14 protein-coding genes are annotated in these 14,415 nt (G+C 28.2%); 5 read left to right on the forward strand and 9 right to left on the reverse strand.

Annotation, left to right across the window (positions count from 1 at the left end):
- Positions 1-70: 70 nt before the first annotated feature.
- A complete protein-coding gene (locus GYM73_RS04165) occupies positions 71-307 on the reverse strand; it encodes a hypothetical protein (RefSeq protein ID WP_160567349.1) in 237 nt (78 codons plus the stop codon).
- 81 nt (positions 308-388) lie between these two features.
- Between GYM73_RS04165 and GYM73_RS04170 the strand changes: the two genes are divergently transcribed.
- Complete coding sequence (locus tag GYM73_RS04170; protein ID WP_220234232.1) at positions 389-775, forward strand: hypothetical protein; 387 nt, start codon at positions 389-391, stop codon at positions 773-775.
- 1,324 nt (positions 776-2,099) lie between these two features.
- Here the strand turns inward: GYM73_RS04170 and GYM73_RS04175 are convergent.
- The 5 genes from GYM73_RS04175 to GYM73_RS04195 all read right to left on the reverse strand — a co-directional run bounded on the left by GYM73_RS04175 (position 2,100) and on the right by GYM73_RS04195 (position 8,888).
- Positions 2,100-2,699 (reverse strand): acyltransferase, encoded by a 600-nt coding sequence (locus GYM73_RS04175; RefSeq protein ID WP_160542209.1) that lies wholly within the window; start codon positions 2,697-2,699, stop codon positions 2,100-2,102.
- Positions 2,700-3,766: 1,067 nt separating this feature from the next.
- Positions 3,767-5,047 (reverse strand): glycosyl transferase family 1, encoded by a 1,281-nt coding sequence (locus GYM73_RS04180; protein WP_220234233.1) that lies wholly within the window; start codon positions 5,045-5,047, stop codon positions 3,767-3,769.
- 3 nt (positions 5,048-5,050) lie between these two features.
- Complete coding sequence (locus GYM73_RS04185; protein ID WP_220234234.1) at positions 5,051-7,564, reverse strand: YfhO family protein; 2,514 nt, start codon at positions 7,562-7,564, stop codon at positions 5,051-5,053.
- The gene (locus GYM73_RS04190) at positions 7,551-7,778 is read right to left on the reverse strand and encodes a hypothetical protein (protein WP_166006457.1); all 228 of its coding nucleotides are present in this window, start codon (positions 7,776-7,778) and stop codon (positions 7,551-7,553) included. The genes GYM73_RS04185 and GYM73_RS04190 overlap by 14 nt, the downstream gene beginning before the upstream one ends.
- 30 nt (positions 7,779-7,808) lie before the next feature.
- The gene (locus tag GYM73_RS04195) at positions 7,809-8,888 is read right to left on the reverse strand and encodes a DUF6263 family protein (RefSeq protein ID WP_220234235.1); all 1,080 of its coding nucleotides are present in this window, start codon (positions 8,886-8,888) and stop codon (positions 7,809-7,811) included.
- A gap of 175 nt (positions 8,889-9,063) precedes the next feature.
- Between GYM73_RS04195 and GYM73_RS04200 the strand changes: the two genes are divergently transcribed.
- Positions 9,064-9,630, forward strand: coding sequence for an RNA polymerase sigma factor (locus tag GYM73_RS04200; RefSeq protein ID WP_220234236.1), 567 nt, complete (start codon positions 9,064-9,066; stop codon positions 9,628-9,630).
- A complete protein-coding gene (locus tag GYM73_RS04205) occupies positions 9,627-10,625 on the forward strand; it encodes a hypothetical protein (RefSeq protein ID WP_220234237.1) in 999 nt (332 codons plus the stop codon). Before GYM73_RS04200 ends, GYM73_RS04205 begins: the two co-directional genes overlap by 4 nt.
- 5 nt (positions 10,626-10,630) lie before the next feature.
- On the opposite strand, the gene GYM73_RS04210 is transcribed toward GYM73_RS04205, so the two are convergent.
- From GYM73_RS04210 to GYM73_RS04220, 3 genes are all read right to left on the reverse strand, one after another.
- Positions 10,631-11,416, reverse strand: coding sequence for a DUF3108 domain-containing protein (locus GYM73_RS04210; protein WP_220234238.1), 786 nt, complete (start codon positions 11,414-11,416; stop codon positions 10,631-10,633).
- Positions 11,417-11,553: 137 nt separating this feature from the next.
- Complete coding sequence (locus tag GYM73_RS04215) at positions 11,554-11,793, reverse strand: NifU family protein (RefSeq protein WP_105298136.1); 240 nt, start codon at positions 11,791-11,793, stop codon at positions 11,554-11,556.
- 14 nt (positions 11,794-11,807) lie between these two features.
- Positions 11,808-12,887 (reverse strand): Mrp/NBP35 family ATP-binding protein, encoded by a 1,080-nt coding sequence (locus GYM73_RS04220; protein WP_220234239.1) that lies wholly within the window; start codon positions 12,885-12,887, stop codon positions 11,808-11,810.
- A gap of 281 nt (positions 12,888-13,168) precedes the next feature.
- Between GYM73_RS04220 and GYM73_RS04225 the strand changes: the two genes are divergently transcribed.
- Positions 13,169-13,951 (forward strand): HipA family kinase, encoded by a 783-nt coding sequence (locus tag GYM73_RS04225; RefSeq protein WP_166006445.1) that lies wholly within the window; start codon positions 13,169-13,171, stop codon positions 13,949-13,951.
- Positions 13,929-14,318, forward strand: coding sequence for a DUF3037 domain-containing protein (locus GYM73_RS04230; RefSeq protein ID WP_220234240.1), 390 nt, complete (start codon positions 13,929-13,931; stop codon positions 14,316-14,318). The genes GYM73_RS04225 and GYM73_RS04230 overlap by 23 nt, the downstream gene beginning before the upstream one ends.
- Positions 14,319-14,415: the final 97 nt, after the last annotated feature.

The raw sequence follows: 14,415 nt of genomic DNA on the forward strand, positions 1-14,415 counted from the left end.
ATTCTGCGTTAGTTATTTAGACGAGTTTTTAATATACTGATGCATATTTTCTTAGACTATTTTTGATTCATTAATTTGTTTTTAAAATAGTTGAATTTTTTTTTGTAGGATTTTTTAAGTGGTATTCTTGGATAATTTTTTTTCGAGTTTCTATAATAATATCCAGAGCTTCTTTTGCATTTAAATCTCCTCTTTCATACCTCATACGTGCTGCCTGACTGGTACAACCTAACATTTCCGATAGGGTTACAAAATCTCCATATTGTATTTTTTGTGCGTTTTTGTTAACATTCTTACTTCTTTCCATAACTTTGTGTACATGTTTTTACAAATATATAAACAATAGTCTAATAAAACAAAATATTTAGACAATATTTTAATATTTATTATGAAAGCTATACATAGAATCAAGCAATACATTGATTATAAAGGACTTAATAATAGTTCTTTTGAGAAAAAAAATAATTTGTCTAACGGGTATATAGGTACTCAATTGAAAAGAGAATCTGATTTAGGAGAAGGCGTACTTAATAAAATATTAGACAATTGTTTAGATATAAATCCTGTATGGCTTTTAACCGGTGACGGCGAAATGTTAAAGAGTAATGATGATTTATCTGACATTGCACTTATAGATGCTATAAGGATGCAAAAAAAACTTAATGTAGCCGAAAAAAAAATAAAAATATTAATCGAACTAAATGAATTTTATAGAGAAGAAATTGAAGAGCTCAAACAAGAGATAAAACAATTGGAAAAAAAAATTAATACTTAGTTTATAACGAATAAATAATATTAAAATATATATTTTAAAAAGATAAATTTTAGGTAGCTATATATAAATATCGTTTCATTTATCCTGTATATTCGTACATTTATAGTTTTACAAAAAAACAAAAAAACTTTACACTACTATTAATAATGGACGAAAATACGCTTATAAGAATAATTACTTATTTAAATAAAAAGGGCACTATTTCTGAAAAAAAATTTAATTGGTTATATAAAAATAAAGATATAATATTGGAATTATTACAGATATATTTTGATTATTTAAAAAATTTCGCATACGATAATGAATATTATATCAAAAAATATAATAAATCTAATTTGATAGATTTTAAAATACTTTGCAAAAAGTATTTAGACAAAAATTTAAATAATTAATAAATAATATATGAAGAATCTTTACTAGAAATCTACTACTTATTTTAATTATAATTTATGCTTTAACGAAATAGATTTTAATTATTTTTTAACCTTATTACCAATTTTTATATATATCCACGCAAAAAATTATATCTTATCTCAATCAATTGATAATCAATTCATTGTAGGTAAAATATTTTTTTTAGCGTGGAATATATATATATTATTATTACTTCTTAGTTATATTTTTTATAGATAATTAGAATTATATATATGCCATCGGTATATATTATAATGTTTTTTGTATACCCAACTGTATACCCAATTTTATACCCAACTTTTTACTGAGGTTTAGAATGAATTTTTAGGAAATAAAAAAAGAATATTTTTTTTAAATTTATTTTATTATAAATGGTTGTAAATGATTAACTTAGAAAGTTAATTGGTTATATCGTTTTAGTCGCATCTCTAGGGAATAGAGTATATGCAAAAAGGAAAGATGATCGTAATAATGTACATTTTAAAAATGTTGAGTTATCTTCTTATATCTCTTAATTCCTTAATATAAAAAATAGTATATGAATTTAAATATTTTAATTTAAACACATTTTATTTTTACTGTATTATATGCGAAAAATAAAAAAAAAGAGTATAATCTTTTATACTCTTTTAAATATATTGATTTTAAATAATACCCTATTAATGGGAATAATACAGAGTCCTAGCAAATTTTTATTAATTTAACAATTTAAAGTGCATATAATTTATTTATGTAATTAAAAATGTAATATTTGTATATTTCATTTTTATGAAAAAATTTATAAAATTCACTTTAACCTTATATTATCAATATGATTTTTTAGCTTATTTTTATATAAATTATACATAATTCAATTTACTCCGTATCCGTATAAATAACAAATTTTTAAAGTCTATATATTTCGATTTTTTTAATATTTAGTTAACTTCATAACATCTATATTTATAGGAAATTTATATTCCGTATTTTCATTTTGCTCAAAATATTTAGATAATTTACTTTCCATACTATTATTTCTTATTCGGAGATAATTTTCTTTAGATATCTTAGCGGGAATACCTGCTAAAATTGATCCTTCTTGGGTATCATATTTTTTATTTAATAATGTATTGGATGCAATTATAGAATAATCAGGTATTTTAGTTCCTTTCATTATAGTTACACGATTACCAATCCAACTATAGCTACCTATGTATACAGGCATATTATTATTTTTCGTACTCTTAGACTTTAAATTAAATAAATAATGGAAATCTGTATCAAATATTTGTGTCTGATGAGCTATATTAACAAATTCTCCAAAAGTTATATTGTTACAACATCCGATAAAATTTTGATTATTCATACGAAAATTTTTTCCAAACACTATTTCTCCCTTATTATAAACTAGAATTTTACAACCACATCCAATATCAGCTTTACCGTTGAATTTAATTATTGAATGGTTAGTTATTTCTGTGCCTCCTCCACTGGAACAAGGAGAATCATTGGATTGACCAATTTTAATCATTCCTTTTTTAACCTCTTTAACATTTAAAATTATTTTTCCTTTAAACGATAAAAACTTTGTTTTGCTATAAATATATATGGGAAATTTGATAGCTTGATTAAAAGGTAAAAATTTAAAATTTATATAAATTGTTAAAAATGGATTTATCCAATTTTTTGTAAATAAAAGTATGTAATAGGAGAGATGGGACCTTGATCTTATAAAATTATAGAGTTTTTTTATCATTTAAAGACAACTTTATTTCAATACTGGTTAAAAAAATATTTTTATTTTATATCAAAACAATTAGTTATAAACATATAATTTAATTTATAAACAATTTTAATAATAATGGCGCTAATTTATAAATTTTTATAATATTAATACTTAAATATTTTTTTAATTATTAAAATATTTAAGTAATTAAAATAAATATATGTAAAAAAAAAATATTTATTAATTTACTAATAGCATAATATTGTTTGATATATACATTATTATATTATAAGATTTGAATAAACTTAAATTGAAATTAATAGTAAACAACTATTGAGAAAAATTTGTTTTTTACTAATAATTATAGGCTAAATCTATGAATTACAAGAGTATTGGTTTATAAAATTATATTTTATCATAATTTTTAGTATATATAAGCCTTGTTTAAAAGTAAGTTTGCGTTGGTCCATATACTATAATGAAATTTTGTCTTATTTAAATTAAAAAATTAAAGTATTTATTATAAATTGTAAAATAACAACAAATAGAATTAAATCAAAAAATAATACTTAAGTATAAAATAGATACTATTTATTTTGATAAGAAAGCAAATTTTTTATGTAATATATAAAATTATATACTATAAATTATGAATTTTTAAAACTATTTTTGACTACATTTTTATTATTAATCAAGCAATTAAGGCAATAAAGAAGATTAGATTATTTATTAATTTTAATTAATAATGATAGTACAACTTGTTAATTATAAATATTTTATATGTATAAAAAATTATATATCATTTAATAATAATTTTTTTCATTCTCAAATTTTTGTAATGCAGAAAATGTAATTATTATTTGAGTTAATTTCTATAAATATTTAATTAATTTTTCAGTCAGAAATTTTCTATGAAAATTGGAAATTTTTGCTGAGGGAACATGCGCAGTATTGCTTTTCCAACTTTTAAATTCAGTTAAAATGAATTGTTTTAGATGATCGTGATCGTTATAAGTAAAATGTTTACCGGATTCGGTTTCAATTAAAATTTTCTCAACATCAGCATTTTGTGGTCCTATAGATAAAATGGTTTTACCTGTAGCTAAATATTCAAATAATTTACCCGGAATGATACCTTTGGATTTTTCATTATTAAAATTGGTTAATAGCAATAAATTAGAATTAATCATTTCTTTAATCGATTCAACATGGGGTAAATAGCCTATATTGATCCAATTATTTTTTAAAGCTGAATTATTTAACTCTTCTATAATCGAATCAGAAATTTTTCCCACAAATTTTAAACGGAATTGAGAGGCAAATGTTGGATTCTCTAAAATTAATTCCGCTAATACTTTCCATAAATTAGTGGGATTTCGTAGCGTCTCGAGCATTCCAACATACGAGATGGTGAATACAGAAGTTGGTTCATCTGCTCTATTTACTTCTGAATCAAAACCATTAGTAATACATTCAACATTTTTAGCTCCTAATTTTTTAAAATTTTCTTTATCTGTATAACTGGTCGAAAGAATCAGATCGGCATTTTGAAAAACTTTTTTTTCCATTTCCTTATGTTTTTGATCTGATCTTTGAGTTAGTTTTAGTTGAGAGTAATAGGAAATTTGAGTCCAAGGATCTCTAAAATCGGCGATCCATTTGATTTTGTCTTTTTTTATTTGTTTTAATCCTAATCCTATTAAATGCATACTATGAGGAGGTCCGGTTGTTACTAAAGTATCTATATCGTATTCATCCATATATTTTTCAAGAAACTTAATCGATGGTTTAATCCAAAACATACGAGCATCGGGAATAAAAAAATTTCCTCTTATGAATACGGAAACCCTGGATAAAATGCCTTGTTTTTTAGAAGTTTCAAATTGACCGGCTTTAAAATCTTTATTTTTCTTGGTGAGTGTCTCAGCTAAACGGTACGGTTCCCATATAGGTTTTTTGATAATTTTTATTTTAGGATTTATTTCATCAACCAAGCTTGGGTCTAAAATAGGATAGGAGGGATTTTCGGGAATATAAACATGAGGTTCAATACCGAATTCCGGCAGATATTTTGTAAATTTTAACCATCTTTGTACCCCTGGGCCTCCGGCCGGAGGCCAATAATAGGAAATGATCAAAACCTTTTTACACATGTCTTACAAAGATTTTGAAATCTCAGAGGATTTACATCTTTTTTTGTAGTCATATATCAATAATGTACTGCTTATGATTACAAAAAGAAGACAAGTGCCCAGAGTTATATATTTTCCTTTTTGAATTACGGGAGGATTAAAGGAAAAATTTATAGTATGTTTTCCTGCAGGTATTTTTAAGGCACGTAACGTATAATCGGCTCTATAAATAGGAACTTCTTTTCCATCGATTGAAGCCTTCCAACCATGTGGATAATAAATTTCCGAAAAAACTCCTAATTTTTCCTCTTTACTATTAGAAACATAGGTTAAATTATTCGGTAAATATTCTTTTAATTCTATAGAAGACAAACTATCAGAAGAAGATTGAATAGTAAGGTCTTTTTTATATTTTGAATTTATGACTGCTTTTCTTTTGTTATCAATCTTTCCCAATGCTAATAATTCCTCATCGGCATTGTTGGCAAAAACAATTTCACTTACAAACCAAGCATTTCCATTATTATTAGGATTAGGAATAGGTCTGATTATAGAATCGGCAGTGATGATGTACTTGGTATTTAGCATATCAAGTATAGGTAAATTTAAGCTGTCCGATAAATAAAAATCTATTAAATCTTGATATCTCCTTAATTTAGCTCCATGATATCCACCAATCGATTGATGAAAATAAGAGGTATTAGTTTCATTAAATGGACTTAATAACAAATTGAATACTCTGTAATGAGCATGATCGTTTTGTTTAATTATATCTAATGCCTGGTTAATAGGTGCTGCATTGACAATACGAGCTAAGGTTGGATCGGTTTGGGCTTTTTCTAATTGACTTTCTGTTACTTGAGTAGGAAAAGGATTTTTATAAAATTGTTTGTCCACAAAATTATCATCATTTAAATAACGTTTATCCACTCCCCATAAATCAACTAAAGATAATGCGGCAATAGCTAAAACCGCATAACTTGATTTAAAGGACTTAATTTGCGCTGCCCAAAGAAGTACAGAACAAACTAAAACGAAGAAAAAAGTTCGTAAAATATCTGATTGGAAAAGGGCAAAACGATCTTTTCTAATAGCTTCAAGTATTTCAGATTTTATAGCATTACCTTCTAAAGAAGTATGGAAGCTAAATATTTGTAATCCTAATACATACAGAAGTAATAAAATAACCAATATAAAACCGGAACTTATATATAAAATTTTAGTTTTATAAACTTGGGTAAGAGATTCATCCATAAAATATGAATACGTACCCAATAAAGCTAATAAAGGAATAGTAAATTCAGCAATCACGAGAGCGGAAGAAACAGCTCGAAATTTATTATATAATGGGAAATGCTGAATCATAAAATCAGTAAAAATCCCAAAATTTTTACCCCAAGCTAAAAAGAAACTTAGAACGGTTGCTGCAACCAACCACCATTTATATCTGCCTTTATAGTAAAATAAAGCTAAAAATGCTAAAAATATTACTACAGATCCTTGATAAGCAGGGCCTACGGTACCCGGTTGCTCTCCCCAATAAGAGCCATTAAAAGCACGTTGAAATTGAGTATATTCTTCCTGTGATCTAATATTTTCCTGTAAAGATGATTCAAGATTAGAGGTTTTAAATCCTTTTTCATTGTTGCCACCCCCCATAAAATTAGGAACAAATAAATTTGCCGTCTCTAAAATGCCGTAGCTCCAATGAGTAATATAATCTGTATCTAAACCCTGATTAGAGGAAACGTTATTTTTACTTATAGTTAATTCTGACTTTCCTCGCGTAGTTTCCTTTGAATATTCATAGGTTGATAGTAAACGGGTAGAATTCATTCCCAGCGCCAGTAAAATGGCCAGAAGAAAAAAACCAGAAGAAATACCAAAAGTTTTTAAAGTTTTCGTTTTAAAGCTGTGAATAAGTTCAATCAAACCAAAAATTCCTAAAGCTAAAAACAGATAATAGGTCATTTGTGGATGATTGGCTGCAATTTGTAACGATAAGAATAAAGTGGTAAGAATAAATCCGGTAACATATTTTTTTTGATACAGTAAATATACACCTGCAATAAATGGCGCAAAATAGGCTATCGTATGAATTTTAGCATTATGACCGGCTCCAATTATGATAAAAAAATAGGTTGAAAAAGAGAACATAATACTTCCCAGCAAAGCATATTTCCAATTTTTTAACCATACCATACCTAACAAGTAAAAACCGGATAACAACAAAAATAAATAACTGGCGGGAGTAGGAAAAGTTCTTAATAAACGATCGATACTTTTAATTATATCTGAAGGATAATTAGCTCCCATTTGGTAGGTGGGCATTCCCCCAAACATGGAATTGCTCCAATAAGTGTCTTCTCCATGAATAGATCGATACTCTTCTAATTCATGCGCGCCGCCTTTATAATGAATGATATCAGGTTGAGAAATATATTTCCCTGATAATAATGGACTAAAATACATAAAGGAGAGGATGACAAAAAAAAGCAAACATCCTACAACCGGCAAAAAATAACTATTTTTTTTCATTGTCTTTAGTTTCTACTTCTTCGTAATCAACTGTTTCTGCATCCCATTTAATACCCTTATTCGGAGAAGAATTTTTTCTTTGGTTATTAAATTGATGGGGCTTGGACCTGGAATATTTCTTTTTTGCACGAGTACCCGAGAAAATTTTATTTAAAATATTAAAAACAAAATAAGCAACTGTGGCAAAAAATATAAATTCAATTAATCTTCCCATCGATAAATATATAAATTAATTAGTAACCTATCAATTAATATACGTGTTATTTACAGATTTCTGCACCACCTTTTCAGTTTCATCACCTTTACTGGCTGATTTGGTTTCCGTAATAGTCATAGTAAAATTGGCATTGGAAATCCAACCGGATTTATTATTTATGATAATTTTTCCACTTTGAGTTCCCTTTACAGACAATTTATAAGTTATCCCTTCTATCACTTTAGAATCTGTTTTAGACGGTAAAGTTCCCTGAATACGAACTTCAGTTAAACTGTCACCCACTTTTACTAACTGATTATACCCTTGGTCTTTCAATTCCGGATGAGAATTCCATTTCTCTCCAATTTTTAATCCTTTAGATGGAAATTTCATAATGGAACCTTCAAATTGTGCTTTAAAAGTTTCAGGATTCAGACCCAATTTAAAAGCATTAATAAAATCTTCCAGTTCTTTTCCTTTCAATTCGGATTTTAAGGTTGATTTTGCTTTTTCATAAATGGCGTCCATACCCTTTATGTTTGAAGCATTTCCGTAAATATCCATCGTTAATGTAAAAGTAACATTGCTGATTGCTCTGTATATTTTCCACAATTTTGCTTGATCGGGATTTTCCGGTTTCTTACCGTTGGTATCAAATACTACTACTTTACCATCCGCTTTAGTAATAACTTTTTTGCCCCCCATGGATACTTGTAAGGTATATATATCATTTTTGATATCTAATACCGTAAAGCTTATTGGATCTATGGATTCTTGCGAAACAGATTGACTTTTATCTCTAAAAGTTACTGTTTGCTTATTAATTTCTCTGGAATTAAAAGAATAGGTTTTACCTTTTTCAAGAATATATCTAAGATGATAAAGGCTATCCGCATCTTGATAGATACCGGTTATAATTTCTGGACTACTTTTTTCTTTTTTATTAGTATCATTACTCGGTAAAGATGATTCCGCGTTCAAAGAATTTCCAGAACGGTTTGTTTCATCTTTTTTTGAAAGGGAAGTATCTGGTAATTGTTTGGATTTTTCTTCATTTTTGCATGATACAAGACCACCACCCAATAAAATAGATATAAACAAATAAGATACTACTGACAATTTTTTCATTACGTCAAAATTTTCTGCAATTTACTAAAGATAATTAGTAAACGAATGATAAAGCTCGGAAAAACTAAGATTTTTCTCAGTTATTTACAATAATTCTGAAAATTATATATTTTGAAAATTTTGTCAGGCTAATTAATTTGTATTTTAGCGTTAAATATTATTTATTCGAGGATTTTTGAAAGATCGTTTAGAACTTAAGACATACAAAGACCAAGAGCTTTTAGATAAATATAGGGAAACTCAAGATATCGAATATTTTGGTGTATTATATAGCAGGTATATTCCTTTACAATATGGACTTTGCCTTAAATATTTAAAAGATGAACATAAAGCCCAAGATGCAGTAATGCAACTGTTTGAAAATTTACTTCCTAAAATTTTAAATTATAAAATAGATTATTTCAGATCATGGTTATATACAGTTTCCAAAAATTATTGTTTACAACAATTAAGAAGAGAAGGTATAGAAATAAATATAGATCATGCTATGGAAAATGTGCAATCTGAGGATGTTTGGGACTTATTGGATGAAAATAATGATGATAAAAAATATCAAATGTTAGACGATTGTATATCCAGGCTACCTCAACCTCAAAAGACATCCATTGAAATGTTTTTTTTCAAAGATAAATCGTATAGGGATATTTGTGATGCTACTCAATACAGCTTGAAAAGTGTTAAAAGTTATATACAGAACGGTAAAAGAAATTTAAAGCTTTGCTTAGAAAAAAACCTTAAATGAAAAAATTACTTAACTATATAGGAGGCAAAAAAAGAGGTAAAGATGCTAGAGATATTGAAAGGCAATCCATGAAGGATGACTTTTTAAGAGAAGCTTTAGAGGGTTATGATGAAGTTCAAGGAGACCCAAATAAGGATATTAAAAAGCTCGAAAGAAAAATTTTAGATAAAACGAATCCTCGAAAGAATATATTTCCAATTTATGTCGTAGCTGCCGGATTAGTTCTTCTAGTCAGTATAAGTATACTATATAAATTAACAAACTGTCAAAGAAAGGAAAGAAATTTAATCGCTTATGAAAAATCAGGAAGTAACGACAAGAATACGAATATTCCCTTTGCAATCAATGAATACAACAATAGTTCAAACAATGAAAAGAAGGATTTTTCCGATACTTTCAAAGTAAAATCACAAAATAAAAGTAAACCTTTGACTATAGTATCTAATCATACATTGAAACAAAAAATTGATCCTAAAGAATTTATTCGAAATATAGAACCGGAATCAATCGAAGAAGATACCGATACCTTTGAAAATAAATTTATTGCACACCGGGATATAAGCCCTGAACTCAGTCAAGAAAAAGTTGAGGAACCGTTATTATCTTTGAAAACAATGAATAGAGATTCCTCTCTTGAACCGGTAAAAAAACTCAACAAAACTGATCAAGAAACAGATCAAATCTATTCAGGCGATTCTTTAGTAAGAGATTCACAATCTTATGGTATTATACATAAAAGTTTTGAATCTCAGCCCACTATAGGAAGGGACAATTTCAATACCTATATCTATAAAAATCTGTTGGTTAAAAAAGAAAAATGCGATTCTAAAGAAGTTAAGATAGTTATTGGATTTACTGTAAGTAAAGAAGGCAGACCGAAGAAAATACACATTCTTCAATCCAATTGCGATAAATTAGCCAATAGAATCATTAAATTAATTAAATCGGGAAGCAGTTGGACGGAAGGAGAAGGAATATATCGTTTTGTCAGATAACTTAATTATTTACTAAAATTAATTGGAGTTTCTAAATTTTTATAACTACTTAAATCGGCTTTTAAAGATCCAACGGCTAATTCAGCTTTAATTTGAATTGGAACATGATTTGAGTCATCGGTTACCCACATAGTTACACTTTCTTTCTCTTTAAAAACTCTTCCTGCAAGGACATAGGGTCTGATTTTTAAACATTTTACTTTTCCAAAACTTGAAGAGACTGTTTCTCTATTCAAAATTTTAAGTTTAAAATTTAGAGTTTCACCATCCATAAATATATTAAGATTAATATAATCGCCCGCTGTATAATTATCGGTATTCATATTTCTTAAATAATAAAATGCAGATAACATATCGTGCATTTCTCCCGTATAATTATAGGTTTTGGAAGTATTGGATTTATTATTTGTATAAGTAATATTTTTATTCGTATGATCTATGACCATCGTTTGATCTCTCACATAGGAACCTTCGCGAATTTTACGTATAAATTTAGAAGAAAGCATAGTGGATTTATCTATATAAGTTTCATATAGGTCTTCCACTTTAAAAAATAATTTTACCGCACCGGTAGAATATCCTTTACCAACCACATGATAATGAGTTTTCTCATTATAAGTTACCACATTTGTGGTAAAAGTAGCATATCCGGCATTTAAAAAACCATAATGAATCCTGTACTTTAAATATTCCCCGTCTTTAAATTGAGTAGGAGAGGGCGTTGAATAATCCGCTGATATAAATATAAAAAAGAATAAGAACGTAGCGACTATCGTAAATAATTTTTTCATTCCAAATTTTTGGTTATTAGTTATAGCTCATAACATTTATTAAATAAAAGTAATTAATATAAAAATAGATTAAAATATCATAATTCTATCAAACTTATTGCCAAAAATTAAATAACAAAAGAGCAGGATTAAATTTTTTATTCGCTTATACTTATTACTTCTTCAATTTCGGGTACATGTTTTTTTATAGTTGATTCAATTCCTAATTTTAATGTACTTTGATTAATTGAACAATCAGAGCATGCGCCGGTAAAGCTTACAAAAACCTTATTATCTTTGATTTCAATAAGTTTAACATCGCCGCCATCGGACATTAAAAAAGGACGAATTTCTTCTAATGCTTGATTTATTCTGTCTGTTAATGTATTCATTTGCATGTAAAATAATAAAATTAATTGTTGGAACATCCCGCCATTGTTGTAATTCTTACCGCTTCTGAAGGTGGTAAATCTTCATTTCTTTTAACCAGGCTGCTTATCATATTTTTAGCCAAGTTCATATAAATTCCGGATACCATTTCATCTTCTTGTAATACGGCCGGTCTTCCGTAATCAGAAGCCTCTCTGATGGATTGTATGATAGGAATTTCACCGAGGAAAGGAAGGTCCATAGATTCAGCTAATTTTTTAACACCTTTTTTTCCGAAAATATAATATTTATTATTCGGTAATTCTTTTGGCGTAAAATAAGCCATATTCTCAATTAAACCAAGAACAGGTACATTAATTTCCGGCATTTGGAACATAGCAACCCCCTTTTTTACATCCGTCAGGGCCACATGTTGCGGTGTACTAACGATTACGGATCCGGTTACGGGAACTTCCTGTACGATCGATAGATGTATATCTCCAGTTCCCGGAGGAAGGTCTATAAGAAGGAAATCCAATTCGCCCCAATTGGCATCATGAAGTAATTGGTGGATCGCTTTGGAAGCCATAGCTCCCCTCCAAATAACCGCCTGATTAGCTCCTGCAAAAAATCCTAAAGAAAGAAGCTTTACTCCGTAACTTTCCACAGGTATAATTTTATTATTATCTGATAAAGGCTTTTCATTGGTAACATCAAACATGGTAGGAACCGAAGGTCCGTATATATCAGCGTCCAATAAGCCCACTTTAAATCCCATTTTAACTAACGCTGTTGCCAAGTTGGATGCAACGGTAGATTTTCCAACACCGCCTTTTCCTGAAGCAACTGCTATTATATTTTTAATACCCGGAATAGCATTTCCTCTGGAATCCTTTTTTTCCGGTACTTCTACTGAAATATTCAATTTAAGCTGTACATCTTTTCCAAGCTTTTGTTCAAAAGCTGTATGCATAGCTGTTTCCAATCTTTTCTTTTCATGTAGGGCAGGTGAATGAGAAAGCATATCGATGATAACGGTATCACCCATTATTTGTACATTCCTGACTAAGTCATCAACCTCTATTTCCTTCAAAAAGTTTTTAATTTCTTCTTTACTTGCCATCTTGTATTTTCTTAAAATAAAAAAGTATAATTCCTTTTTATTGTCTGTACAAATGTATTAATCTTTATGGATTTATGTATACTTTTTACTAAAGAAAATCTATAGTTGAATAGTTTAAATGAATCAAAGTATATTAAATTTTTAACTTGCTTGGTGAAGGGTATTCGGATTTAATTTGAGTTTAAGCTAAGATAAAAACTTATGTTGAGTGAAAATTTAATTTTTAATAAAAATTAATAGTTAGAAAAAAATGTAACTTTACCGAGGATAACCCATTCACTATGGAACTGAGAAGCGTACACGTTACAAGATACATTACCCCGTTGAGAGAAGGAGGTTCCTTACCTGCCTTGGCAGAAGCTGATGACGGGTTTAATTATGTAATTAAATTCAGGGGAGCAGGACACGGAACTAAGGCTTTAATATCTGAGTTAATTGGAGGGGAAATTGCGAGATTGTTAGGATTGAACATTCCTGAAATAGTATTTATCAACTTAGATGAAGCGTTTGGTCGTACGGAAGCTGATGAAGAAATACAAGATTTACTTAAAGCAAGTAGAGGTTTGAATTTAGGTTTACATTTTTTATCAGGAGCGTTAACTTATGATCCGGTGGTTACAAAGGTTGATTCCTATCTAGCCTCAAAAATTGTATGGTTAGATGCGTTTTTAACTAATATTGACAGAACGATTAAAAATACGAATATGCTTATTTGGCATAAAGAATTATGGCTGATTGATATGGGAGCTTCCTTATATTTTCATCATTCTTGGATAAACTGGGAACGATTATCGGTTACACCTTTTGCCGAAATTAAAAACCATGTGTTATTACCTTTTGCCTCGCACCTCGAAGAAATTGATCAACAGTGCAAAGAACTAATAAGTTTAGAAAAAATCGGTGAAATAGTAAATTTAATACCCGATGATTGGTTAGATTGGAGAAGTTCCGAAGAATCCACACAGGATATAAAAAATATTTATCTAGAATTCCTTTCTAACAGATTAAATAATTCACAACTATTTATAAAAGAAGCAAATAATGCAAGAAAAACGATTATATGAATATTCCGTCATACGATTGGTGCCGAAAGTTGAAAGAGAAGAATTTATAAATGTGGGAATTATTTTGTTTTCAAAAGAAGCTAAATTTATTAAAGTCGAATATATAGTTGATCAAGAGAAAATAAAATGTTTTAGTAAAGATAATACTTTTGATATTGATTGTATTATAAATGCGTTGGAAGCATTTAAAAAAATTAGTATAGGAGATTCTACAGGACGAGGCATAGCTGCTATGGGGATTGCAGAAAGATTTCGTTGGCTAACTTCTGAAAGAAGTACTATGATTCAAACATCCAGACCACATCCCGGGTTTTCTTCGGATCTTAATCAAACATTTTTAAAATTATTTAACGAATTGGTAATGTAAAACAAATTGCTTGTTAACACAAAGATCATTTTCATTTATCTTTTCATTTAAAATTATATGTAATTTTTACGCTAAAATTTAGCAATCATAGTAAGAT

The sequence above is a fragment of the Apibacter sp. ESL0432 genome (genome assembly GCF_019469225.1).
Taxonomy (GTDB): Bacteria; Bacteroidota; Bacteroidia; order Flavobacteriales; family Weeksellaceae; genus Apibacter.

Bases quoted from the DNA above. Each gene is read 5' to 3' on its own strand.
- GYM73_RS04220 (WP_220234239.1), bottom strand. From the start codon at position 12,887: ATGGCAAGTAAAGAAGAAATTAAAAACTTTTTGAAGGAAATAGAGGTT.
- GYM73_RS04210 (WP_220234238.1), bottom strand. From the start codon at position 11,416: ATGAAAAAATTATTTACGATAGTCGCTACGTTCTTATTCTTTTTTATA.
- GYM73_RS04165 (WP_160567349.1), bottom strand. From the start codon at position 307: ATGGAAAGAAGTAAGAATGTTAACAAAAACGCACAAAAAATACAATAT.
- GYM73_RS04205 (WP_220234237.1), top strand. From the start codon at position 9,627: ATGAAAAAATTACTTAACTATATAGGAGGCAAAAAAAGAGGTAAAGAT.
- GYM73_RS04180 (WP_220234233.1), bottom strand. From the start codon at position 5,047: ATGTGTAAAAAGGTTTTGATCATTTCCTATTATTGGCCTCCGGCCGGA.
- GYM73_RS04215 (WP_105298136.1), bottom strand. From the start codon at position 11,793: ATGCAAATGAATACATTAACAGACAGAATAAATCAAGCATTAGAAGAA.
- GYM73_RS04170 (WP_220234232.1), top strand. From the start codon at position 389: ATGAAAGCTATACATAGAATCAAGCAATACATTGATTATAAAGGACTT.
- GYM73_RS04195 (WP_220234235.1), bottom strand. From the start codon at position 8,888: ATGAAAAAATTGTCAGTAGTATCTTATTTGTTTATATCTATTTTATTG.
- GYM73_RS04175 (WP_160542209.1), bottom strand. From the start codon at position 2,699: ATGATTAAAATTGGTCAATCCAATGATTCTCCTTGTTCCAGTGGAGGA.
- GYM73_RS04185 (WP_220234234.1), bottom strand. From the start codon at position 7,564: ATGAAAAAAAATAGTTATTTTTTGCCGGTTGTAGGATGTTTGCTTTTT.
- GYM73_RS04230 (WP_220234240.1), top strand. From the start codon at position 13,929: ATGCAAGAAAAACGATTATATGAATATTCCGTCATACGATTGGTGCCG.
- GYM73_RS04225 (WP_166006445.1), top strand. From the start codon at position 13,169: ATGGAACTGAGAAGCGTACACGTTACAAGATACATTACCCCGTTGAGA.
- GYM73_RS04190 (WP_166006457.1), bottom strand. From the start codon at position 7,778: ATGGGAAGATTAATTGAATTTATATTTTTTGCCACAGTTGCTTATTTT.